At 72.2% G+C, this 20,671-nt stretch carries 17 protein-coding genes; 10 read left to right on the forward strand and 7 right to left on the reverse strand.

Going from position 1 to position 20,671, the window contains the following annotated elements; all coding sequences use genetic code 11:
- Positions 1 to 413: hypothetical protein (locus tag Asi03nite_RS34810; protein ID WP_203684775.1), on the reverse strand; the 413-nt coding region annotated here is incomplete at its 3' end.
- 176 nt (positions 414 to 589) lie between these two features.
- On the opposite strand from Asi03nite_RS34810, the gene Asi03nite_RS34815 reads away from it, so the two are divergent.
- A complete protein-coding gene (locus Asi03nite_RS34815) occupies positions 590 to 2,305 on the forward strand; it encodes a potassium channel family protein (RefSeq protein ID WP_203684776.1) in 1,716 nt (571 codons plus the stop codon).
- A gap of 29 nt (positions 2,306 to 2,334) precedes the next feature.
- On the opposite strand, the gene Asi03nite_RS34820 is transcribed toward Asi03nite_RS34815, so the two are convergent.
- On the reverse strand, positions 2,335 to 3,543 hold the full coding sequence (locus tag Asi03nite_RS34820; RefSeq protein ID WP_203684777.1) for a DUF4032 domain-containing protein: 1,209 nt from the start codon (positions 3,541 to 3,543) through the stop codon (positions 2,335 to 2,337).
- 90 nt (positions 3,544 to 3,633) lie between these two features.
- Here Asi03nite_RS34820 and Asi03nite_RS34825 point away from each other — a divergent pair, with 90 nt between their 5' ends.
- Entirely contained in the window at positions 3,634 to 5,016 is a 1,383-nt protein-coding gene (locus Asi03nite_RS34825) for a trypsin-like serine peptidase (RefSeq protein ID WP_203684778.1), read from the forward strand.
- Between the two features lie 388 nt (positions 5,017 to 5,404).
- Positions 5,405 to 6,112 (forward strand): phosphatase PAP2 family protein, encoded by a 708-nt coding sequence (locus tag Asi03nite_RS34830; protein ID WP_203684779.1) that lies wholly within the window; start codon positions 5,405 to 5,407, stop codon positions 6,110 to 6,112.
- Positions 6,113 to 6,388: 276 nt separating this feature from the next.
- Here Asi03nite_RS34830 and Asi03nite_RS34835 read toward each other — a convergent pair whose 3' ends face one another.
- A complete protein-coding gene (locus Asi03nite_RS34835; protein ID WP_239103145.1) occupies positions 6,389 to 6,946 on the reverse strand; it encodes a MarR family winged helix-turn-helix transcriptional regulator in 558 nt (185 codons plus the stop codon).
- A 73-nt stretch (positions 6,947 to 7,019) separates the two neighbouring features.
- Between Asi03nite_RS34835 and Asi03nite_RS34840 the strand changes: the two genes are divergently transcribed.
- The gene (locus Asi03nite_RS34840) at positions 7,020 to 7,664 is read left to right on the forward strand and encodes an MBL fold metallo-hydrolase (protein WP_203684780.1); all 645 of its coding nucleotides are present in this window, start codon (positions 7,020 to 7,022) and stop codon (positions 7,662 to 7,664) included.
- A 418-nt stretch (positions 7,665 to 8,082) separates the two neighbouring features.
- Here the strand turns inward: Asi03nite_RS34840 and nagA are convergent, their stop codons facing one another.
- Genes nagA through Asi03nite_RS34855 form a run of 3 tightly spaced genes read right to left on the reverse strand, consistent with a single transcriptional unit; the run spans position 8,083 to position 11,068 of the window.
- Positions 8,083 to 9,216 (reverse strand): N-acetylglucosamine-6-phosphate deacetylase, encoded by a 1,134-nt coding sequence (gene nagA / locus Asi03nite_RS34845; protein WP_203684781.1) that lies wholly within the window; start codon positions 9,214 to 9,216, stop codon positions 8,083 to 8,085.
- Positions 9,213 to 10,139 (reverse strand): ROK family protein, encoded by a 927-nt coding sequence (locus Asi03nite_RS34850; protein WP_203684782.1) that lies wholly within the window; start codon positions 10,137 to 10,139, stop codon positions 9,213 to 9,215. Before Asi03nite_RS34850 ends, nagA begins: the two co-directional genes overlap by 4 nt.
- Entirely contained in the window at positions 10,136 to 11,068 is a 933-nt protein-coding gene (locus Asi03nite_RS34855) for an SIS domain-containing protein (RefSeq protein WP_203684783.1), read from the reverse strand. The genes Asi03nite_RS34850 and Asi03nite_RS34855 overlap by 4 nt, the downstream gene beginning before the upstream one ends.
- Before the next feature lie 219 nt (positions 11,069 to 11,287).
- Here Asi03nite_RS34855 and Asi03nite_RS34860 point away from each other — a divergent pair, with 219 nt between their 5' ends.
- From Asi03nite_RS34860 to Asi03nite_RS34875, 4 genes are all read left to right on the forward strand, one after another.
- A complete protein-coding gene (locus Asi03nite_RS34860) occupies positions 11,288 to 12,073 on the forward strand; it encodes a DeoR/GlpR family DNA-binding transcription regulator (protein WP_203684784.1) in 786 nt (261 codons plus the stop codon).
- 52 nt (positions 12,074 to 12,125) lie between these two features.
- A complete protein-coding gene (locus tag Asi03nite_RS34865) occupies positions 12,126 to 13,103 on the forward strand; it encodes an ABC transporter ATP-binding protein (protein WP_203684785.1) in 978 nt (325 codons plus the stop codon).
- Positions 13,100 to 14,098 (forward strand): ABC transporter permease subunit, encoded by a 999-nt coding sequence (locus Asi03nite_RS34870; protein ID WP_203684786.1) that lies wholly within the window; start codon positions 13,100 to 13,102, stop codon positions 14,096 to 14,098. Before Asi03nite_RS34865 ends, Asi03nite_RS34870 begins: the two co-directional genes overlap by 4 nt.
- A gap of 83 nt (positions 14,099 to 14,181) precedes the next feature.
- Positions 14,182 to 14,550, forward strand: a complete 369-nt coding sequence (locus Asi03nite_RS34875) for a DUF3263 domain-containing protein (RefSeq protein ID WP_203684787.1) — start codon at positions 14,182 to 14,184, stop codon at positions 14,548 to 14,550.
- Positions 14,551 to 14,556: 6 nt separating this feature from the next.
- On the opposite strand, the gene Asi03nite_RS34880 is transcribed toward Asi03nite_RS34875, so the two are convergent.
- Positions 14,557 to 16,770 (reverse strand): AAA family ATPase, encoded by a 2,214-nt coding sequence (locus Asi03nite_RS34880; protein WP_203684788.1) that lies wholly within the window; start codon positions 16,768 to 16,770, stop codon positions 14,557 to 14,559.
- A gap of 112 nt (positions 16,771 to 16,882) precedes the next feature.
- Here Asi03nite_RS34880 and Asi03nite_RS34885 point away from each other — a divergent pair, with 112 nt between their 5' ends.
- Both Asi03nite_RS34885 and Asi03nite_RS34890 read left to right on the forward strand, forming a co-directional pair.
- Positions 16,883 to 19,588, forward strand: coding sequence for an alpha/beta fold hydrolase (locus tag Asi03nite_RS34885; RefSeq protein WP_203684789.1), 2,706 nt, complete (start codon positions 16,883 to 16,885; stop codon positions 19,586 to 19,588).
- Positions 19,585 to 20,607, forward strand: a complete 1,023-nt coding sequence (locus tag Asi03nite_RS34890; RefSeq protein WP_239103146.1) for an ABC transporter permease — start codon at positions 19,585 to 19,587, stop codon at positions 20,605 to 20,607. Before Asi03nite_RS34885 ends, Asi03nite_RS34890 begins: the two co-directional genes overlap by 4 nt.
- The last annotated feature ends 64 nt before the right edge of the window (positions 20,608 to 20,671 follow it).

The following is a 20,671-nucleotide window of genomic DNA, read 5'->3' on the forward strand; positions in this document are numbered from 1 at the left end:
CTCTGGCCGAGGTTGCCGTGGGCGATGTCGTGCGCGGTCTGGGCCAGGCCGCCGCCGAGCGCCAGGCTCTGGCCGGTCTGCGACAGGCCGCCGTGTGCCAGGTTGTGCGCCGTCTGCGCCAGGCCCTGGCCGACCAGCTGGCTGCTGTCGTCCTGGGCGAAGCCGTGCTGGAACCACTGGCGGCTGCTGTCCGGGCCGAGGCTCTGCTGGAACTGGTGGCCGTCGCGGTCCAGGTCGAACGACGACGGCCGGCCCAGTAGGTCGGTGCCGACCGGGCTGGACATGTACAGCCCGCTGGCATGGCCCAGCACGTGCTGGCCCAGGCCGATGTGAGCGGGGTCGGTGCACGGAATGATGGAGGTGCCGGCCACTCGCGAGGAGGTGTCCGCGAGGGCGGGCGCACCTCCCAGCATGAGGAGCCCACCGGCGATCACTCCAGCTCCGGCGTACCACAACTTACGCAATTATCTCTCCAGACCACTTCGGACGATGGGTTGGCGGGGGGATTTCCACCAACTCGGACGAATGGTGTCGGATTGGGCAACGGGCGGCCCCGCGAGGCGGTAACGGCTCACTACGATTCGTAAACGTGAGCACGGTTCCCCGCGCAACTGGCGACACCCGCCCCCACCTGGTGGTCTGTGGTGCTGACGCACTGGTCTGGACCCTGGCCGAAGAATTGGCGAATTCTCGACACCGGATCAGGCTGACCGTGATCACTCCGCATCGGATGCGATCCGACGTGCCCGACCTGAAGGTGCTCGAGGAGCGCGGCGTCGAGCTGCGCCAGGCCGACCGGCTGGACGAGCGCGCGTTCCGGGACGCTGGGTTGGCCGGCGCCACAGCGCTCGCCCTGGTGATGCCGGACGACATGGTCAACCTGCACGCCGCCCTCTGCGCCCGGGAAGTCGAGGAGAAGCTGCGGGTCGTGGTGCGGATGTTCAACACCGGGCTGGCGGGCAGCGTGAGCCGGATCTTCCCGGACCACGTGGTGCTCTCCGACGCGGAGATGGCGGCGCCGGCCTTCGTGGCGGCGGCGCTCGGGGAGGTCGCTCCCACCCATTTCCGGCACAGCGACCGTACGCTCTATGTCGCCCACCGCGCCGACGTGCCGGACCGGCGGGTGATGCTGACCCTGGCCACCGACGCCGGAGGCGAGGTGGCGGTGTTGCCGGAGGAGCCGTCCCCGGAGGACGCCAGGCCCGGCGATCTCGTGCTGGCCCAGGCCGTCGGCGGCTCGGCGGAGGGCGACGTGACCCGCCGCATGCTGGTCCGGGGCGCGCGCCGGAGGCGCCCGCTGGCCGCGTTCGGACGGGCCCTGCGGGCCGCGCTGAGCCGCAAGCTCGGCGTCGCGGTGCTGATCACGCTGGTCGTCACGGTGCTGGCCGGCGCGGTGCTGAACGCGTGGGACGGCACCGATCACAACCTCTGGCAGTCGATCTACGTCACGTTGATGACCGCGGTCGGCTCGTCCGATGTGGAGGAGCAGCGCAACGCGGTGGCCCAGGCCGCGCAACTGGTGCTGACCGTCGCCGGACTGGCACTGCTGCCGCTGATCACCGCGGCCGTGGTGGACGGCATGGTGAACGCGCGGCTGGCGCTCGGCCAGGGCCGGCCGGCCGGGGTGCTGCGCGACCACATCGTGCTGGTCGGCCTGGGCAACGTCGGCACCCAGGTGCTGCGCCGGCTGCACGACCTCGGCGTCCGGGTGGTCGCGATCGACCGGCACGCCGAGGCCCGCGGGGTGAAGTCCGCCCAGAAACGCGGAATCCCGGTCATCGTCGGGGACGCCTCGCGCGAGGAGACGCTGCGGGCGGCCTCCATCGCGACCTGCCGCGCGCTGGTCGTGGTGTCCACGAACGACCCGGTGAACCTGCAGGCCGCGCTGCACGCCCGGGGCATCCGCGAGGACCTGCGGGTGGTGCTGCGGCTCTTCGACGACGACTTCGCCCAGCGGATCGGCTCCGCGTTCGACATCAGCACGTCGCGCAGCGTGTCGCGGCTGTGCGCGCCGGTGTTCGCGGCCGCCCTGCTGGAGCGCAACGTGCACGCGAGCATCCCGGTCGACAGGCATGTGCTGCTGGTCGGCACGGTCACCGTGCGGGACGGATCGCCCCTGGACGGTGCGCCGCTCAGCGAGGTGGAAGAGGCGGCGCAGGCCCGCGTGCTGGGGATGTCGTCAGCCGATCAGGAGTGGACCGACTGGCGCCCGGACCCGCGGCGGGTCCTCTCCCGCGGCGACCGGATCCTGGTGGTCGCCCGCCAGCGGGCCCTGCGCGCCCTCGTCGAGTTGTCCAAACCCTGAGGGCCGTCCCGCCGATCGCCGGGCGACTCCTAGACCAGCTCCTCCGCGTCGACACCGAGCACGGCCTGCTCGTCCGGCTTGTTGACCAGAACCTCGGTCAGATACGACTGCACGGCCGGGCCCATCCCCACGTCCTTGCCGGCCCGCTCGGAGAGCAGCCACTTGTGCTGGATGATCTGCGAGAAGATCTCCTGCGGCTCCAGTTTCCGGCGCAGGTGGGCCGGGACGGCGCGGACCACCGGCTCGAAGACCTCGGTCAGCCAGCGGTGCGCGGCCTGCTGCTCGTCGGTCAGCGCGCTCTCCGCCCGGTACGCGTCCAGGTCGTTGAGCAGTTGGCGGGCCTGGTTCTCCTCGGCGTCCAGGCCGGTCAGGCGCATCAGCCGGCGGGTGTGGTACCCGGCGTCGACCACCTTGGGGCGGACCCGGTAGCCGCCGTCCATCGTGGACATGGACACCTCGGCGACGTCGAAACCCATCTCGTTGAGCCGCCGGATCCGCCGCTCGATGTGGTGCCGGGCGTCCTTGGCCACCTCCTGCTCGTAGGTCACCTCGTGCCACAGCCGCTCGTAGCGCGCCACGATGTCGTCGACCACCGACTCCGGATCGATCGACTCGTGCAGCAGCTCGGCGGCCTGCAGGTCGAGGCACTCGCCGAAGATGTTCAGCCGGAGGATCTCGATGTCCTCGGAGCGCTGGCCCTCGGACAGCTTCGGGTAGAGGTTGCCGGTCTCCGCGTCCACCAGGTAGGCCGCGAAGGCGCCGGCGTCGCGGCGGAACAGGGTGTTGGACAGCGAGCAGTCGCCCCAGGAGAAGCCGGTCAGGTGCATCCGCACGATCAGCGCGGCCAGCGCGTCCAGCAGCCGGTTCATCGTGTCCGGGCGCAACACCCGGGAGAACAGCGCGCGGTACGGCAGGGAGAACTGGAGGTGCCGGGTGACCAGCACCGTCTCCAGCGGCTCGCCGTCCGAGGTCCGCCTGTCGGTGGCGATGGCGACCGCCTGCACGGCCGGGAAGTCGATCCGCTCCAGGGCGCGGAGCAGGTCGTACTCCTTCTCGGCGATGCGCTCGCGGGTCTCCTTCATCGCGTAGACGACGTCGTTGAGCTTCACGAACCGCACGACGTGCCGGGAGATGCCCTGGGGCAGCGCGACCAGGTGGTCGGCCGGCCAATCCTCGAGCGGCACGTGCCACGGCAGGTCCAGCAGCGCGGGGTCGATCAAGGCGGAGGTGATGCGCACTGCCCAAGTGTGCCCGGTCGTTCTCCGCGTCGCGCTCGTACGTGGCTCGTTACACAGGTGCGAAAACGCCTACGACGGACCGGGAGTGGCATGCGACGCAAGACAGGAATCGTCGTCGGAGCTTGCGCCGCCCTGATGCTGGCCGGAGCGGCCGGCGCGGTGACGGCGCACGGCGGCGACGGTTCGGTCGGAACCTGGCATCAGGCGCCCGGGGCGCCGCGTACCCCGGTGGCGGCCGACGGCACGCTGTCCGCTTCCGCGCTTGATGCCCGATCGTCCTCGTCGGGTGCGGTTTCGCGTGTCGTCCCCTCCGCCGCCGCCTCCCGAACGGATGAATCGCCGTCCGCGCCGGCTGCCGCGCCCCGCCCGGCCCAGCGAGTCCTGGAGTCCGCCACCGTCGCTCCGGGGCGTCAGCGGGTCGGCGAGCTCGTCAGCGTCAGCAAGCTGCTCGGTTACCTGGCCGGTCCGCCGAAGCGGATCTTCGAGTACCCGGGTGCCTCGTACGTCAAGGTGCATTTCGACCGGATGGCCCTGCTCCCCGGTGACTATCTGACGGTCTCGAACCCGGATCGTACGGAGTCGTACCGTTACGAATCGGGCAGGGCGAAGAAATGGGCCATGTCGATCACCGGTGACACCGCCGTCGTCGAGGTGCACCGGGCGGCCGACCCGCTCCGCGTGCGCTCGGCCATCGACGGGCTGGGCGTGAGCGTCGACCGGGTGGCCCGCGGTTTCACCCGTACCGAGCAGGCCCGGGTGCCCGCGCCGGCCCTCGGGCGCCCCGGCCGGACCGGCCGCGAGGAGTCGATCTGCGGCAACGACACCTCCCGGGACGCGGTCTGCTACCAGTCCAGCGACCCGGTGGCCTACATCAAGTCGAAGGCGGTCGCCCGCCTGCTGATCAACGGAACCGAGCTCTGCACCGGCTGGCGGGCCGGCCCGAAGAACCGGATGCTCACCAACAACCACTGCCTGGCGACCTCCGAAGAGGCCTACGAGACCGAGGTCTGGTTCAACTACCAATGCGCCAAATGCGGCGGGTACGACGTTTTCAAGCCCACCAAGGTGTGGGGTGACCAGGTCGTCTCTACCGACCACGTACTCGACTACACGCTCTTCAGCGTTGACGGTTTCGACTCGATCGGGCAGTTCGGGTACCTCACCCTGGACACCAGCCGCCCGGCCAAGGGTACGGAACTCTACGTGCCGCAGCACCCGGCGGGCGAGCCGACCAGGATCGCCGGCGCGAACGGCGACAAGGCCGGCAACTGCGCCGTCGACAATCCGGACTACACGGGTTACGTAGCGCACTCGGACGTCTCGTACTTCTGCGACACCGCGGGCGGCTCGTCCGGTTCGCCGGTGCTGTCCCGCAAGACGAACAAGGTGGTCGCCCTGCACCACTTCGGCGGCTGCCCGAACTCCGGCGTCCGCGGCGACCTGCTGGCCACGAAGCTACGGGCGTTCCTCTAGCCGCACACCCGCCACGCCGAGCCGTTGCAGCCGGGCGCAGCCGCACCACCTGCCGCCCGGCCATCCCCTCGTGTCGCCCGTCCACGCGGCGGGTGTGCGCCCGTCCACGCGGCCCTGTGCGTGCGTGTGCGCGGCCGACCCGGCCGGGGTGCGTCCCGCGGATGCGGCCGTGTGTGCGCCGCCGGCGGCGGCCGTGCGTCCCGTCGGCCATGTGCGTGCGTGTGCGCGTGCGCCAGTAGCGGCCGTTGTCGGCCGCGTTGGCCCGCCGACCGTTGCGGCGTGCCCGCCACCCGGACTCGCATGGCCGCTCCCGCGCGTGCCGCGGGCCCCGCCCCGGTCCGGCCACCTGCCGGCCGCCGGGTTGCCCGGGTACCTCTAGTTTTGAACGGTGACCGAGACGATCGCCGCACGCCGCACCCTGCCCTGGTGGCCCGACGTCCTACTGCTCGCGGCGTTCGCGGCGCTCACCGTGGCGCTGATCCAGGATCACCTGCTGGCCCTCGACGAGCGGGTGGCCGACTGGGCGTTCGGTCACCAGCCGCCGGTCCCGTACTGGACCGCCCGGGTCCTCAACTACCTGGGCCAGGGCGGGCAGGTGCTCACCCCGATCGGCCTGATCCTCACCGGCCTGCTCACATATCGCACCCGCTCCATTCGCGCGCTGTTCCCGTTCATCGCCGCCTACGTCGTCACCTACCTGACGATCGGCCCGATGAAGCTCTACTTCGACCGCGCCGCACCCCGCTACGAGGGCCCCTTCAAGACCGAGATGTTCAACCCGGTGGCGAGCGGCGTCGAAAGCCGCAGCTTCCCGTCCGGTCACATGGGCAACGCCCTGGTCTGGTACGCCGTCTTCGGCATCCTGGCCGCGGCCCTCCTGCGCCGCACGCTCACCCGCTGGGAGTTCTTCGCCATCCGCGTCCTCCCCGTGGTGATCGTCTTCATCACCACGGTCTACACCGGCTTCCACTGGCTCACCGATTCGATCGCCGGCCTCCTCCTCGGCCTGTTCCTGGCCCGCCTCGTCGAACGCATCCCCTGGGACCGCATCCCCGTCCCGGAGATGCGTGGCTGGGAACGCCCGGCCGGCCTCTGACCTACACCCGGCCGATCGTCACGTCCGGCAGTTCCGCCGGCTACCTTGCACTGCTGCACGCGCTGGGCTGCTGCACGCGCTGGGCTGCCGCGCGCGCTGGGCTGCCGCGCGCGCTGGGCTGCCGCGTGCGCTGGGCTGCCGCGCGCGCTGCCTTACGACTGCCCGGGTTGCGGCCGGTCCTGTGCGCGCCGCCGCTGACAGCCGCGCACCGCCCAGCGCCGCTCCACCACCAGGACCGGCTTTCTGAAACAGCCCTATGTCGGATGCTCCCGGGCGTCAGGATTCGTCGTCGGCAAGGCGGTCCAGCAGCGCCGGAACCGCGGCGAGCAGGCGTTGCTCCTCCGATGTCAGTCGCGCGGCGATCCGCCCCGCCACCCACTCCCGCCGCGCGGCCCTGTCGTTGTCCAGCGCGAGCGCGCCCGCCTCGGTCATCGCGATCATGAACGCGCGCCCGTCCGCCGGGTTGGACGCCCGGCTCACGAAGCCCAAGGCTTCCAGCTCCCCGACCGTACGGCTCATGCTCTGGTGTTTGACCCGGCGAAGCGCAGCGAGCTCGGCGATCGTCCGCATTCCCTCCCGGCTCAGATAGCCCAGCGTCTCGGCATGCGTGCGGGACAGCGTGTCCGCATGCGCCCGGGTGGCCCGCACGAGCCGCCCGATGGCCTGCCGTAACTGCTCCGCGACATCTTCTTCCTGCTCCTCCGGCTCGACCAGCTCGGAATCCGTCAGATCCGGCTCCGGCCACACGAGTCCGGGCGCTTGGCCGCCGTTTTCCACCCACGCGGTCGTCGCCGTCCGCGCCGGCTCGGGTCCGGCCTGTCTCATCTCCGCCATGGCAAAACTATACAACCATGTTGTACAGTTCGCCATGTACAACGTTGCTGTACTTCTTCCGGAGGAGGCTCCCATGGAGCTCATCAAGCACGGCCACGCCTGCGTGACGCTGGAGCAGGACGGTCGGCGGCTGGTCATCGATCCGGGCGGCCTGACGCCGGAGGACGCCTTCGCTGGCGCGGACGCCGCCCTGATCACCCATGAGCACTTCGACCACTTCAGCGGGGAGCGGCTGGCCGCCGCGCTGGATGCCAACCCGGCGTTGGAGGTGTGGACCCACGCTTCGGTGGCCGGCGCGTTCGACGGCGACCCGGCGCGGGTGCACGTGGTCGGCGAGGGCGACGCCTTCATCGCCAACGGATTCGACATCCGGGTGTACGGGAAGTGGCACGCCGAGCTGCACCCCGACATCCCGCGCGTGCCGAATGTCGGGTTTCTCGTCGACGGCACTGTCTTCCACCCCGGAGATGCGCTCACCGTGCCCTGTGTCCCGGTGCGGACCCTGCTGCTCCCGGTGCACGGCCCGTGGTCCCGCGTCGCCGACCTGATCGACTGGGTTCGCGAGGTCAAGCCGCAGCAGACGATCGGCGTGCACGACGGCGCGCTGAACCAGGTCGGCCTGACCATGCTCGGCAACTTCCTCGGCGAGCAGGGCCCGGTCCCGACCGGAGCGTCTTACACCCATCTGACCGCCGGCCAGTCGCACCATCTGACCTGACCCGCCGGTCGGCCCAGCGCCGACGGGAAGAGGGCCCAGCGCCGACGGAAGGGGCAGGTTCACGTTTGTAAGCGGTCAGCACGCGCGGACGGGGAGACCGGGTCCCGTTTGTGCGCCGTCAACATGCGCCACCGAGAAAACCAGATCCATTTGTACGCGGTCAGCGTGCGCACCAGCGGAAAGGAGCCAGATCACGTCTGTATGCAGTGAGCGTGCGCGCCGACGCGAACCCGGCCACACCGAACGGGGATGCCCGTCGTCGTAGAGGCAGGCCTCAACGGGCCCGCCACGGGCCGGTGAGGGCCGCCGGAGATCTCGGCGGCTGGTGCGGTGACCGTCAAACACCGACCGGTTGGCGTCGACGCCGAGCTCTGGTCTCACCGCCTCGCCGGCCGGTCGGAGGTTCGTGGACTCCGCACTAGACGCCGGCGCGGATGACCCGCTTCAGGTTCAGGTCGGCGTCGAGGACGACGATGTCGGCCCGGAGACCCGGGGCCAGAGCGCCACGGTCGGCGAGGCCGAGCAGCCGTGCCGGCGTGGCCGACGACATCGCGGCGGCGGCGGTCAGCGGCAGACCGGCGGCGACCGCGTTGCGGAAGGCGACGTCCATCGTCAGGGTGCTGCCCGCGATCGATCCGCCCTGCGCGAGCCGGGCCACCCGGTCGGCGACCACAACCGCCTGGCCGCCCAGCTCGTACTCGCCGTCCGGCATCCCGGTCGCGTCCATCGCGTCGGTGACCAGGATCGACCGGTCCGGGCCGGCGCTGCCGGCGGCGTAGGCCAGCATGCCCGGGTGCAGGTGGATGTTGTCCGCGATCAGCTCGACCGTCGCGGCCGAGGAGAGGAGGCCGATCACCGGGCCGGGTTCGCGGTGGTGCACCGGACGCATGCCGTTGAACAGGTGGGTGGCTACCGACGCGCCGGCCGCCACACCGGCGTGGGTCTGCTCGTACGACGCGTCGGTGTGTCCGACAGCGGCAATCACGCCGGCGTCACGCAGGAGGGAGATCGCTTCGAGAGCACCGTTCAGCTCGGGCGCGACGGTCATCATCCGTACGGCGCCTTCACCGATTTTGATCACCTCGGTGATCTCCGCGAGGACCGGGTTCCGGAGGAAGGCCGGGTTCTGCGCGCCGCACCGGACCGTGGAGAGGTAGGGGCCCTCGAAATGGATCCCGGCCAGCACGCCCTCGTCGACCAGGGGCCGGTAGGCGAGGGTGGCCGAGCGCATCAGCTCGAAGGGCGAGCTGACCAGGCTGGCCAACATGGTCGTGGTGCCGTGCGACAGGTGGAACGCCGCTGCGCCGCGGGCCGCCTCCGGGTCGCCGGTGGTGAACGTGTGCCCGCCCCCGCCGTGGCAGTGCAGGTCGACGAAGCCGGGCACGATCACGTCGGCGGTGTCGTTCCCGAGGGCGGTGTGGTTGGCGGGGATGGTGTCGTTCCCGGGGGCGGCAGCGTCCGGCGTGATCGCGGCGATGGTCGTACCGGAAATGTCGAGGTGTCCGGAAATGACGCCACCCGGCGTGACGATCCGGCCGGAGATGCGGGTCATGCGGGGCTCCCCAGGGAGTCGAGCGCGAGCAGGGCGGCGCCCAGGCAGCCGGCGGTGTCACCCAACTCGGCCCGGACGATGTCGGGGGCGCGGTGGAAGGTGACCCGTCGGGCGAACGCGTCCCGGACGGGCAGCAGCAGCCCGTCGCCGGCCTCGGACAGCCCTCCGCCGAGCACGATCACGCCGACGTCGAAGAGCGCCTGCGCGGTCAGCAACCCGTCGGCGAGCGCCTCCACCGCGTCCTGCCACACCTGGACGGCCAGCTGGTCGCCGGCCGCGGCCCGGGTGGCCACGTCGTGCGCGGTCGCGCGAGCCTGACCGGTGAGCTCCGCGTAGCGACGCCCGATCGCGCGGGCCGACGCCTCCGTCTCCAGGCAGCCGCGGGAGCCGCACTGGCAGGGCGTGCCGCCGGGCCGGACCACGATGTGCCCGATCTCGCCGGCCGCGCCGTGTGCGCCCGGGTACCCCGCCCCGTCGACCACCAAGCCGCCGGCGATGCCGGTGCCGATCGCCACGAACAGCACGTGCCGGCGTCCACGGCCGGCGCCCAGACGGGCCTCCGCGAGCGCACCGACGCGGACGTCGTGGCCGATCGCCGAGGGCAGCCCGAGCCGGCGGCCAGCCAGGTCACGCAGCGGCAAGTCGCGGAAGCCGACATTCGCCGACCAGACCGCGACGCCGGCGACCTCGTCGATCACGCCGGGCACCGCGATGCCGGCCGCGACCGGCGTGAGCCCGTCCGCACGGGCCCTGGCCGCCAGGTTCTCGGCGACGCCCAGGATGTTCTCGGTGACCGCGGCCGGGCCCCGGTCCGCCAGAGTCGGGTGACGTTCCTGGTGGTGCACCACGCCGTCCGGCCGGACCAGGGCGCACTTCATCCCGGTGCCCCCGACGTCGAGGGCGACGACGACGGTGTCGCTCACGAGTGGTCGGGCAACACGATCGAGCGGGCCAGGCCACTCGGGTGGTCCGGGTCCAGTCCCTGCGTGGTGGCCAGCAGCACGGCCACCCGCTGCGCCAGCACCAGGTCGGCCATCGGGTCGAGCGGCGCCCGGCCGCCCACCCACCGGCCCAGCGTCGCGTACCCGCCGTGGTGCCGGCTGTGCACGAAGGCCGCGCCCCGCGCCTCCACCTCGTCGGCCAGGCCGGCCGGCACGTCACCGAACGCCCACACCACCCGGCGCGGGCCGGCGATCGAGATCGGCCCGTGCCGGTAGTCCATGGCCGGGTACGACTCGGTCCAGAAGCCGGCGGTCTCCCGGCACTTGAGCGCCGCCTCCTCGGCCAGGCCCACGGTCCACCCCCGGCCCAGGAAGGTGATCTGGTCGGTGAGCGCCGGGTGCACCGGCAGCGGCAGCCGCACCGCCACCTCGGCGTCCATCGCGGCCGCGTCGATGTCGTGGCCCAGGTGCGCCCGGAGCAGCGCGAGCACGCTGGTCGCGAAGCGCGTCTGCACCACCGACCGCTCGTCGGCGAAGTCCAGCACGACCGCGTCTCCGGCGATGTCGACCGCCGGCTGGGCCGGGTCGGCGGTGAACACGGTGACCGGGGTGTCCGCGCCGACCGCGCGCATCACCTCGAGCGTCTCGGTGGTGGTGCCGGACCGGGTGATCGCGACGAGGCGGTCGTACCGCCGCCCGTACGGGAACTCGGAGGACTGGAAGGCGTCGGTCTCGCCGTGCCCGGCCTGCTCACGCAGCACCGCGTAGGACTTCGCCATGAACCAGGAGGTGCCGCAGCCGATCACGGCGACCCGTTCTCCACGGGCCGGGAGTCCCGGCGATCCGGCCAGCTTGGCCGCCTGCCGCCAGCACTCCGGCTGACTGGCGATCTCCGCCTTCACGTGCGTCATGGCTCATCCTCACCGGTTCTGCCGACCTCACCGAGCACCCAACGACGCGAAGCCACCCATCGCTGCGCAATCAAGCTCGGTACCCGGGTATTTCGCGCGTTATTGTGCTCATGGCGCTGGTGCGGGGGCAAGTACCGCGCACGAGCTCTCTTTGCTTCCCGGCCTTTCGCGCACTAATGTGCACACACTTATCATGGAACGTGCAATCGGGGAGTCTGGGTGGACCGGTACGCGCGGTGGAATGCCCTGCTGGAGCTGCTCACGGAGAGCGGCCGGGTGACCGTGGAGGAGGCCGCCGAGCGCCTGGACGTCTCCCAGGCCACCATCCGGCGTGACTTCGACCAGCTCGCCCAGCAGCAGATGATCACCCGTACCCGGGGTGGCGCGGTCGCCAACGGCGTCTCGTACGACCTGCCGCTGCGCTACAAGAGCGCCAAGCACTCCGCCGAGAAGCAGCGGATCGGCGAGGCCGCGGCCCGCCTGGTCACGCCCGGCACGGTGGTCGGGCTGAACGGCGGCACCACGATCACCGAGGTGGCCCGCGCGCTGGCGGTGCGTCCCGACCTCAACTCCGGCGGCGAGGGCGCCCAGCTCACCGTCGTCACCAACGCCCTGAACATCGCGAACGAGCTGCTGGTCCGCTCCCGGATGAAGATCGTGGTGGCCGGCGGCGTGGTCCGGCCGCAGTCCTTCGAGGTGGTCGGGCCGCTCGGCGGGGCGCTGCTCAAGGAGGTAACGCTGGACATCGCACTGCTCGGCGTGGACGCCCTCGACGTGGAACTCGGCGCGGCCTCCCACCACGAGGGCGAGGCCGCGATGAACAGCCTGATGGTGGCCCGGGCCAAGCGGGTCGTGGTGATCGCCGACTCGTCCAAGTTGGGCAGCCATGCCTTCGCCCGGATCTGCCCGATCACCCAGATCGAAACCCTGGTCACCGACTCGGGGGCGTCCTCGTCCACGGTGGCCGCGTTCCGCGAAGCCGGTGTCGAGGTCATCTGCGCCTGAGGCCGGGCCCGGACGGGTCCCGGGATCCGCGCTGATCACTTAAGGTGCGGCGATGACCGCCGTACTCGAGATATCAGGGCTGCGGAAGACCTATCGCGGCCGCAAGGGTGTCCGCAAGGCGCTGGACGGCTTCGACATGGTGGTGGAGGCCGGCCAGGTGCACGGCTTCCTCGGCCCGAACGGATCGGGCAAGACCACCACTCTGCGGACGCTGCTGGGCCTGATCAAACCGAACGACGGCCGGATGGCGATCCTCGGCGAGGAGGTCCCGCGCCGCCTGCCGCAGGTGGCCGGACGGGTCGGGGCGATCGTGGAGAGCCCGCAGTTCTTCGGCAACTTCACGGCCGAGACCACACTGTCGCTGCTGGCCGACGCCGGCGGGGTGAACCCGCGCCGGGTGCCCGCGGTGCTCGAACTGGTCGGGCTGCGGGACCGCGCCAAGGACCGGGTGAAGACCTACTCGCTCGGTATGAAGCAGCGGCTGGCGGTGGCCTCCGCCCTGCTCAAGGAGCCGAAGCTGCTGATCCTGGACGAGCCGGCGAACGGGCTGGACCCGGGTGGCATCCGGGAGATGCGCACGCTGATGGGGGACCTCGCCGGGTCCGGGATGACAGTGCTGCTCTCCAGCCACATCCTCGGCGAGATCCAGCTGATCTGCGACTCGGTGACGATCATCTCGGCCGGCCGGCGGGTGGCCGCCGGCTCGGTGGCCGACGTGCTCGCCGGGCACACCTCGTCGGCGGTGAGGGTGCGCCTGGAGCCCGGGGTGGACCTGCTCGGCGCCGCGGAGATGCTGCGTGCCGCGGGCGCCGTGATCACGATCGAGAGGGACCACTTCACCGTGGGGAACGCGAGCAATCCGGCTCAGATCACCAAGCTGCTGGCCGAACGGCAGATCTACGTCTCCGAGCTGACCCCGGTCTCGGCCGACCTGGAGGACGTGTTCCTGGAGTTGACCGGCACCGCGCCGGTGGACGGTGCGAGCCGGCAGGTGGATCAGGTGGGCACGCAGGGCGGGTGGGGACAGTGAGCCTGTACACGGCGGAGACGCGGCGACTCTCCAAACGGCGGTTCACCAGGTTCTTCGTGCTGATCGCGCTGATCGTGCTGGGGTTGCTGGCCGGCGGTACGGCGTACACGCACGAGAAGACCACGGCGCGGACCCGGGCGGCGGCCGAGGCCGCGGCGGACCGCGCCTACCAGGAGCAACTCGGCTACGCCGAACAGGCCAGGCAGGACTGCCGGAAGGACCCCACCTCGTACGGCGGGAACTGTGACGGCATCTCCCCGCCGACCCGGGACCAGATCTCGGCCGAGCAGTTCCTGACCCCGCCGTTCGACTTCCGCGCCGACTTCCCGGCCCTGGTGATCGCCTGGGCGGCGCTGCTGGCGCTTGTCGCGTTCATCATCGGCGCGTCCTTCGTGGGTGCCGAGTGGAACAGCGGCGGCATGATGAACCTGCTGCTCTGGCGGCCGCAACGGCTGCGGGTGCTGTCCACCAAGCTGTCCGCGCTGCTGACCTGGCTGGCCGGCCTCGGCGTGCTCTCCGGAGCGGCCTGGACCGGGCTGTTCTGGCTGATCGCGACGCTGCGCGGGAGCACCGCGGGGATGACCCCGGGCGCCTGGCAGTCGCTCGGCCTGACCGGCCTGCGCGGCCTGGGGCTGGTGCTGATGGCCGGCGCGATCGGCTTCGGGGCCGCGTCGATCGGGCGGCACACCGCGGCGGCGCTGGGCGTGGCCATCGGCGTGATCGTGATCTTCCAGTTCGGCCTGGCCATCGTGCTGGAGCTGGCGCGGGTCAGGTTCTACGAGGCCTATCTGCTGCCGGCCTGGATCGGGGCCTGGATGGTGAAGTCCTACGACGTCGTCGACTACCGGGCGCCCTGCGTCTACTCCGCCACCAACAGTTGCGAGCCGCCGGTGTTGACCATCACCTGGCAGATGGCGGGTGGACTGTTCGCCGCGGTGTCAATCATCATTGTGGGTGTCGCGATGTGGACGATCCGTAAGCGAGACATCACCTGATGTAGCGTTCGCGGGGATCGCCGGCCGCGCCTAAGCTGATGATCCCCGCGCGTCGTCCGAACATCTCTGCAGCCAGGAGTGCCATGCAGTCCGCCGCCGAACCGACCGGTGACCAGCCGGTCGAGGAGCAGCAGCACATCCCTGCCCCGCGCGCGCCGGAAGTTCCGCCCGGGACCGCCGCCGCGCCGGCCGGTGAACCGGTTGCCGAACCGGCCGTCGAACCCGTGCTCACCGAGCGCGACCAGCAGATCCTCGCCTTCGAGGGGAAGTGGTGGAAGCACGCCGGCGCCAAGGAGCAGGCGATAAAGGACACTTTCGGGCTCTCCGCGACCCGTTACTACCAGCTCCTCAACGTCCTGCTGGACAATCCGGCCGCGCTGGCGCACGACCCGGTCCTGATCGGCCGCCTGCGGCGGCTGCGATCGACGAGAGCCCGGACCCGTCGCCGTTAGCGGTGGTCAGGGTTGGTGGATTCGGGCGTACGACTCCAGCCAGGCCACCTGAGCGGCGTCGAGTGAGGCCCGCACGCGTTCCCGCGCGGTGCTCACGTTCGCCGCGGTGACCGTCGAGGCCTCCAGCGAGTCCCGCATCGCGGCCAGCGCCGACTCCCGGATCAGCGCAGCGCAGTCAGCCGCCGAGAACCCCTCCAGGTCCGCGCCGAGCGCGTCCAGATCGACCGACTCGTCGAGCGGCACCGACCGGGCCGACGCCCGCAGGATCGCGGCCCGCGCCGGCCCGTCCGGCGGCGGCACGTAGACCAGGCGCTCCAACCGCCCCGGCCGCAGCAGCGCCGGGTCGATCAGGTCCGGCCGGTTGGTCGCCCCGATCACCACCACGTTGCGCAGGTCCTCCACTCCGTCCAGTTCGGTGAGCAGCGCCGCCACCACCCGGTCGGTCACCCCGCCGTCGCTGCCCTGCCCGCGGGCCGGGGCCAGAGCGTCCACCTCGTCCAGGAAGACCAGGGTGGGCGCCGCCTCCCGGGCCCGGCGGAACAGCTCGCGCACCGCCCGCTCGCTGTCGCCCACCCACTTGCTGAGCAGCTCGGCGCCCTTGACCGAGAGCACGTTCGCCTTGCCGGTTCCGGCGATCGCCTTGACCAGGTACGTCTTGCCGCACCCGGGCGGCCCGTAGAGCAGCACCCCGCGCGGCGGCGACACGCCCAGCCGGGCGAACGTGTCCGGATAGGTCAGCGGCCACAGCACCGACTCGGTCAGCACCTGCTTGACCTCGGCCATGTCGCCGACCTCGTCCAGGGTGACCGCGGCGACCTCCAAGGTGGAGTCCGCCATCGACGTCGGCCGGACCACCTCGAGCGCCGCCTCGAAGTCGGCCATCGTCACGGTCGGCGACTCGGACACCTTCTGCCGGAGCGCGGCGCGGACCCCGGCCTCCCGGGCCAGCGCGCCCAGGTCGGCGGCGACGAACCCGGGAGCACGGCCGGCCACGTCGTCCAGGCGCACGTCCTCGGCCAGCGGCATCCCGCGGGTCAGCACAACCAACTGCTCGCGGCGCATCGCGGCGTCCGGCAGCGGCACGGTCAACTGCACGGCGAGCACGTCCGGGGCACGCAGGGACGGGTCCACCGACTCCGGCTTGCTGGTGGTGCAGACGACCGCCGCGCCGGCGGCCACCGTCTCGGTGAGCACCTGGCGGAACACCGTCGACAACGGGCCCGGCTCGTCCCGGGGCGCCAGCGCCTCCACGTCCGAGACCAGCAGCACCGCGGGCTTGCCGCCGCGCACCTCACCGGCCAGCGCACGGAGCCGGCGGGCGGCCGCGTCGTTGGTGAGCGCGGCCAGCTCCGGCGCCCACACCGGGCGCACCTCCGCGCCGACCGTGGCGGCCACCGCCCGTACCAGCGCTGATTTCCCGGACCCGGAGGGTCCCGAGAGCAGCACCCCGAGACTGACCCTGGTGCCCAGCTTGGCCAGCACTTCCCGGTGGTGGAAGCCCAGGTCGAGCAGTTCCTCCAGCTCCTTGGCCTGGGACCGGAGCCCGGGCAGGTCGTCGATGCTCGGTGGCGGCACCTCCGGGTCGGTCGACGCGGGCGCCTCGGGAGGCGTGCCGCGGGTGGCGACCGTGCCGCCCGCCGCGGCCGCCGCCGGGCCGCCCTGCCAGGCCACCACGGTGTCCATGGTGACCAGGGCGGCGTCGGTGTCCTCGACCTCGGCGACGGTCAGCAGGGCGCTGGTCCACAGGTAGCCGACCCGGTTGGCCAGGCTGCGCCGGGCCGCCTCGACCAGCGACCGGTGCCCGGCCTCCGGCAGCACGTCCTGCGGCAGCAGCGACACGTCGTCACCGGTGCTGACCACCTTGCCGAGCAGCGCCAGCCGCAGCATCTCCGGCGAGACCACGGCGACGATCTCCGGGGCGCCGGCCAGCGTCACCCGGCGCGCCGCGGCCACCGGCACCGGAGTGACAGTGACCTGGCCGCCGTCGCGCATGCCGAGGTTGCCCAGGGTGAGGTCGTCGGCGTAGAGCAGGGCGCGGCTGGCGCCGGCCTCGGCCCGAGCCACGATCCCGGCGGTGACCCGGGTGCCGGCCAGCCGCACCGGGTCGCCCGGGCGCAGCGCCAGGGCGGCCATCACCTCGGGGTGCAGGCGCACGATGCCGCGCCGGGCGTCCAGGGCCGCCGGCCGCAGGGTCACGGTCAGCGTGAGATCGTCTGCCACCGGGTGCGCCTTTCGATTGATCGCTCGAGTTCGAGGGTTCCACGCTAACCGCCGCGGGCTCGCAGGCACGTTCACAGGTCGTGCTCAGGCGGGCCGGGCTAGGTTGGGCGCCATGTCTGCGTTACCCCGGGTGACCCGGCGCCGGGCGGTCACCGCCGCGGTGGTGCTCGTGCTGCTCGCCGCCGCCACCGTCTGGGCGGTGCTGCCCGAGCGGGCCGCCTGGACCGCCCAGGACCTGCGGATCACGGTGCGGTCCGGTCCCGCCGGCGATCAGCCGGTCGACCTGGACGCCCGCTTCCTGCTGCCCCGCGAGCGGTCCGGCAAGGTGCCCGCGGTGCTGCTCGCGCACGGTTTCGGCGGCACGAAGGACTCGGTCCGCCAGGACGCCGAGTCGCTCGCGGCCCGCGGTTACGCAGTGCTCACCTGGACCGCGCAGGGCTTCGGCCGCAGCACCGGCCAGATCCACCTGGACAGCCCGGACTACGAGGTGAAGGACGCGCAGCGCCTGCTCGACTGGTTGGCCCGGCGCCCCGAGGTGCGCACCGACACGGCCGGCGACCCCCGGGTCGGCGTGGTCGGCGGGTCGTACGGCGGGGCCCTCGCCCTGCTGCTGGCCGGGCAGGATCAGCGGGTCGACGCGATCGTCCCGTCGATCACCTGGAACGATCTGGGCCGGGCGTTCCTCCCGCAGTCCGCCGCCACCGACGCCACAGGCGTCTTCAAGAAGGGCTGGGCCGGCGTCTTCTTCGGCTCCAGCTCCGGCGGCGACGATCCGGCGTGCGGGCGGTTCGCCGCCGACGTCTGCCGGGCGTACCTGTCGATGGCCACCTCGGGCACGCCCGACCAGGCCGCCCTCGACCTGCTGCGCAAGTCCAGCCCGGCCACCGTGCTCGACCGGATCAAGGCGCCCACGCTGCTCGTCCAGGGCGCGGTGGACACGCTCTTCCCGCTCTCCGAGGCGGACGCCAATGCCAAGGGCATCGCCGCCACCGGCACGCCGGTCAAGGTCGCCTGGTTCACCGGTGGCCACGACGGCGGCGCCGGCCCCGGCTCCGACCAGGACCGCGTCAAGTTCCTCACGGCGCAGTGGCTCGACCACTACGTGAAGGGCGACGGCGCGGCGCCCGGCGACGACTTCACCTGGTCCCGGGTGGCCGGGTTCAGCGCGATGGACCGTGACCTGGTGACGAACGGGTACTCGGCTCCGGCGTACCCGGGAATCACCGGCACCGGGAACGCCCGCCTGACCCTCACCGGATCGGCGCAGCCGATCGCCAACCCGCCGAACGGCAACCCCGCCGCGCTGTCCGCCCTCCCCGGCCTCGGCAGCCGCCTGAGCTCGCTGCTCAGCGGCAACGTCGCCAGCGACATCCCGGGGCAGCACGCCACGTTCGCCACCGCCCCGCTGACCGGTTCGATCGAGGTGGCCGGCGCTCCGGCGCTCGCGCTGCGGGCCGCTTCGCCGACCGGCGAGGCGGTGCTCTTCGTCAAGCTCTACGACGTCGATCCGGCCGGCGCCCCCACGCTCAGCGCCGGACTGGTCGCCCCGGTCCGGCTCACCGGCCTGCCCGAGCGGATCGGTGACGCGCGGCCGGTGACCGTGACGTTGCCGGCGATCGTCCGACGGCTCGAGGCCGGCCACACGCTCCAGGTCGTGGTGGCGACCTCGGACCAGGCGTTCCTGTCCCCGGCCGCCCCGGCCACCTACACCGTGGCGGTCGACGGGCAGCTGACGCTGCCCACCCTGGTGGGCACGGCGATCTCGTCACCCGCGGCGATCTGGTGGTACGCCCTGGGCGCGCTGATCGCGGCGGTCCTGCTCGGCCTCGTGGTCCTGCTGTTGTTCCGCCGCGCCCGGCGCCGCCGCCGGGTCATCGCGGTGAACCAGGCGTACGCGGGCACGCCGCTGGTCGTCACCGGCCTGCGCAAGGCCTACCAGGACGGGTTCGTCGCGGTCGAGGAGATCGGCTTCACCGTCGAGCGCGGCCAGGTCGTCGGGTTGCTCGGGCCGAACGGCGCCGGCAAGACCACCACGCTGCGCGTGCTGATGGGCCTGACCACCCCGACCGCCGGCGAGATCCACGTCTTCGGCCATCGGCTGGTGCCCGGCGCGCAGATCCTGTCCCGGGTCGGCGCGCTGGTCGAGGGCCCCGGCTTCCTCCCGCACCTGACCGGCTACGAGAACCTGCGGGCCTACTGGCGGGCCACCGGCCGCCCGTGGGAGGACGCCCGCTTCGACGAGGCGCTGGAGATCGCCGGCCTGGGCGCCTCGGTCCACCGCCGGACGAAGAACTACAGCCACGGCATGCGCCAGCGCCTGGCCATCGCCCAGGCCATGCTCGGCCTGCCCGAGCTGCTCGTGCTCGACGAGCCCACGGACGGCCTCGACCCGCCGCAGATCGCCGAGATGCGCCGGGTGCTCCAGCGTTACGCCACCGACGGCCGCGCCGTGCTGGTCTCCAGCCACCTGCTCGCCGAGGTGGAGCAGACCTGCACCCACGCCGTGGTGGTCAACAAGGGCCGCATCGTGGCCTCGGGCCCGGTCGAGGAGATCGTCGGCGAGTCCCCGTCGGTCGCCATCGACGTCACCGACGTCCCGGCCGCCACCGAGATCCTCACCGGCCTGGGCGTCCGTTCGGTCACCCCGGACGGCGCCAGCAGCCTGATCGTCGACATGAACGGCACCCCACGCGCCGAGGTGGTGGCCTCGCTGGTCCGGGCCGGCGTCGGCGTCGACCGCGTGGTGCCGCGCCGCCGCCTGGAGGACGCGTTCCTGGCCCTGGTCGGCGACAACTCCCGGGGAAGTGGAGACCGATGACCGCCAGCCACACCAACCCGCCCGGCGTCCCGCCCGCCGGTGGCCTCCCCCCAGCGGTCCCGTCCGACGCCGCGCCGGCGGCGGGCCGTTCCGGCGCCGGGTCCGACGGTCGTGACGCCACGTCGGCGGCCGAGCGCCCCGGCGCCGCGCCGCGTCGCACCGATGCCGCGGCCGGGTACCGGCCGTCGCGGACGTTGCCGATCGTCGCGGAGATCCGGCGGCAGGCGTCCCGGCGGCGGACCCAGCTGGCGCTGGGCTTCATGGTGCTGCTGCCGCTGATCATCCTGGTCGCCTTCGAGTTCGGCGGGGGCGGCGACAGCGACGACGACCGCAACGGCGGCGGGGCCTTCAGCAGCCTGGTCGACCTGGCCACCTCGGGCGGGCTCAACTTCGCCCTGTTCGGCCTGGCGGTCTCGGCCGGTTTCCTGCTCGTGGTGGTCTTCGCGCTCTTCGCCGGCGACACCGTGGCGAGCGAGGCGAGCTGGGGCAGCCTGCGTTACCTGCTGGCGATCCCGGTCCCGCGGGCCCGCCTGCTCGCGGTCAAACTGGTGGTGGCGCTCGGATACTCCTTCCTCGCGCTCGTCCTGCTCGCCGGGACCGGCCTGCTGGTCGGGACCCTGCGGTACGGCTGGCACCCGCTGGGCAGCACCATCGCCGCCCAGATCCCACCCGGGCAGGGCGTGCTGCGGCTGCTCGGCATCCTGGCCTACCTCGCGGTGATCCTGCTGGTCGTGGCGGGCCTGGCCTTTCTGCTCTCGGTCCTCACCGACGCCGCCCTGGGCGCGGTCGGGGGAGCCGTGCTGCTCTGGATCCTCTCCAGCATCCTGGACCAGATCACCGCACTCGGCTCGATCCGCGACGCGCTGCCCACCCACTACAGCGACGCCTGGCTGGGCCTGCTCTCCACCCCGGTCCAGACCGAGGACCTGGCCAAGGGCGCGATCTCGGCGATCGTCTATGCGGTTCTGTTCTGGGGCGCGGCCTTCTACCGCTTCACGCGCAAGGACATCACCTCCTGACCCAGCGGCCCCGGCGGCGTAGCGAACCTCGCACCCGCCGGCCGGCCGTTCCGACCGGCTCACC

Origin of the sequence: Actinoplanes siamensis (assembly GCF_016862395.1) — a bacterium.
Taxonomy (GTDB): domain Bacteria; phylum Actinomycetota; class Actinomycetes; order Mycobacteriales; family Micromonosporaceae; genus Actinoplanes; species Actinoplanes siamensis.

Bases quoted from the DNA above. Each gene is read 5' to 3' on its own strand.
- Asi03nite_RS34835 (WP_239103145.1), bottom strand. From the start codon at position 6,946: ATGGCGGAGATGAGACAGGCCGGACCCGAGCCGGCGCGGACGGCGACG.
- Asi03nite_RS34875 (WP_203684787.1), top strand. From the start codon at position 14,182: ATGCAGTCCGCCGCCGAACCGACCGGTGACCAGCCGGTCGAGGAGCAG.
- Asi03nite_RS34855 (WP_203684783.1), bottom strand. From the start codon at position 11,068: ATGACGCACGTGAAGGCGGAGATCGCCAGTCAGCCGGAGTGCTGGCGG.
- Asi03nite_RS34825 (WP_203684778.1), top strand. From the start codon at position 3,634: ATGCGACGCAAGACAGGAATCGTCGTCGGAGCTTGCGCCGCCCTGATG.
- Asi03nite_RS34865 (WP_203684785.1), top strand. From the start codon at position 12,126: ATGACCGCCGTACTCGAGATATCAGGGCTGCGGAAGACCTATCGCGGC.
- Asi03nite_RS34840 (WP_203684780.1), top strand. From the start codon at position 7,020: ATGGAGCTCATCAAGCACGGCCACGCCTGCGTGACGCTGGAGCAGGAC.
- Asi03nite_RS34885 (WP_203684789.1), top strand. From the start codon at position 16,883: ATGTCTGCGTTACCCCGGGTGACCCGGCGCCGGGCGGTCACCGCCGCG.
- Asi03nite_RS34890 (WP_239103146.1), top strand. From the start codon at position 19,585: ATGACCGCCAGCCACACCAACCCGCCCGGCGTCCCGCCCGCCGGTGGC.
- nagA (WP_203684781.1), bottom strand. From the start codon at position 9,216: ATGACCCGCATCTCCGGCCGGATCGTCACGCCGGGTGGCGTCATTTCC.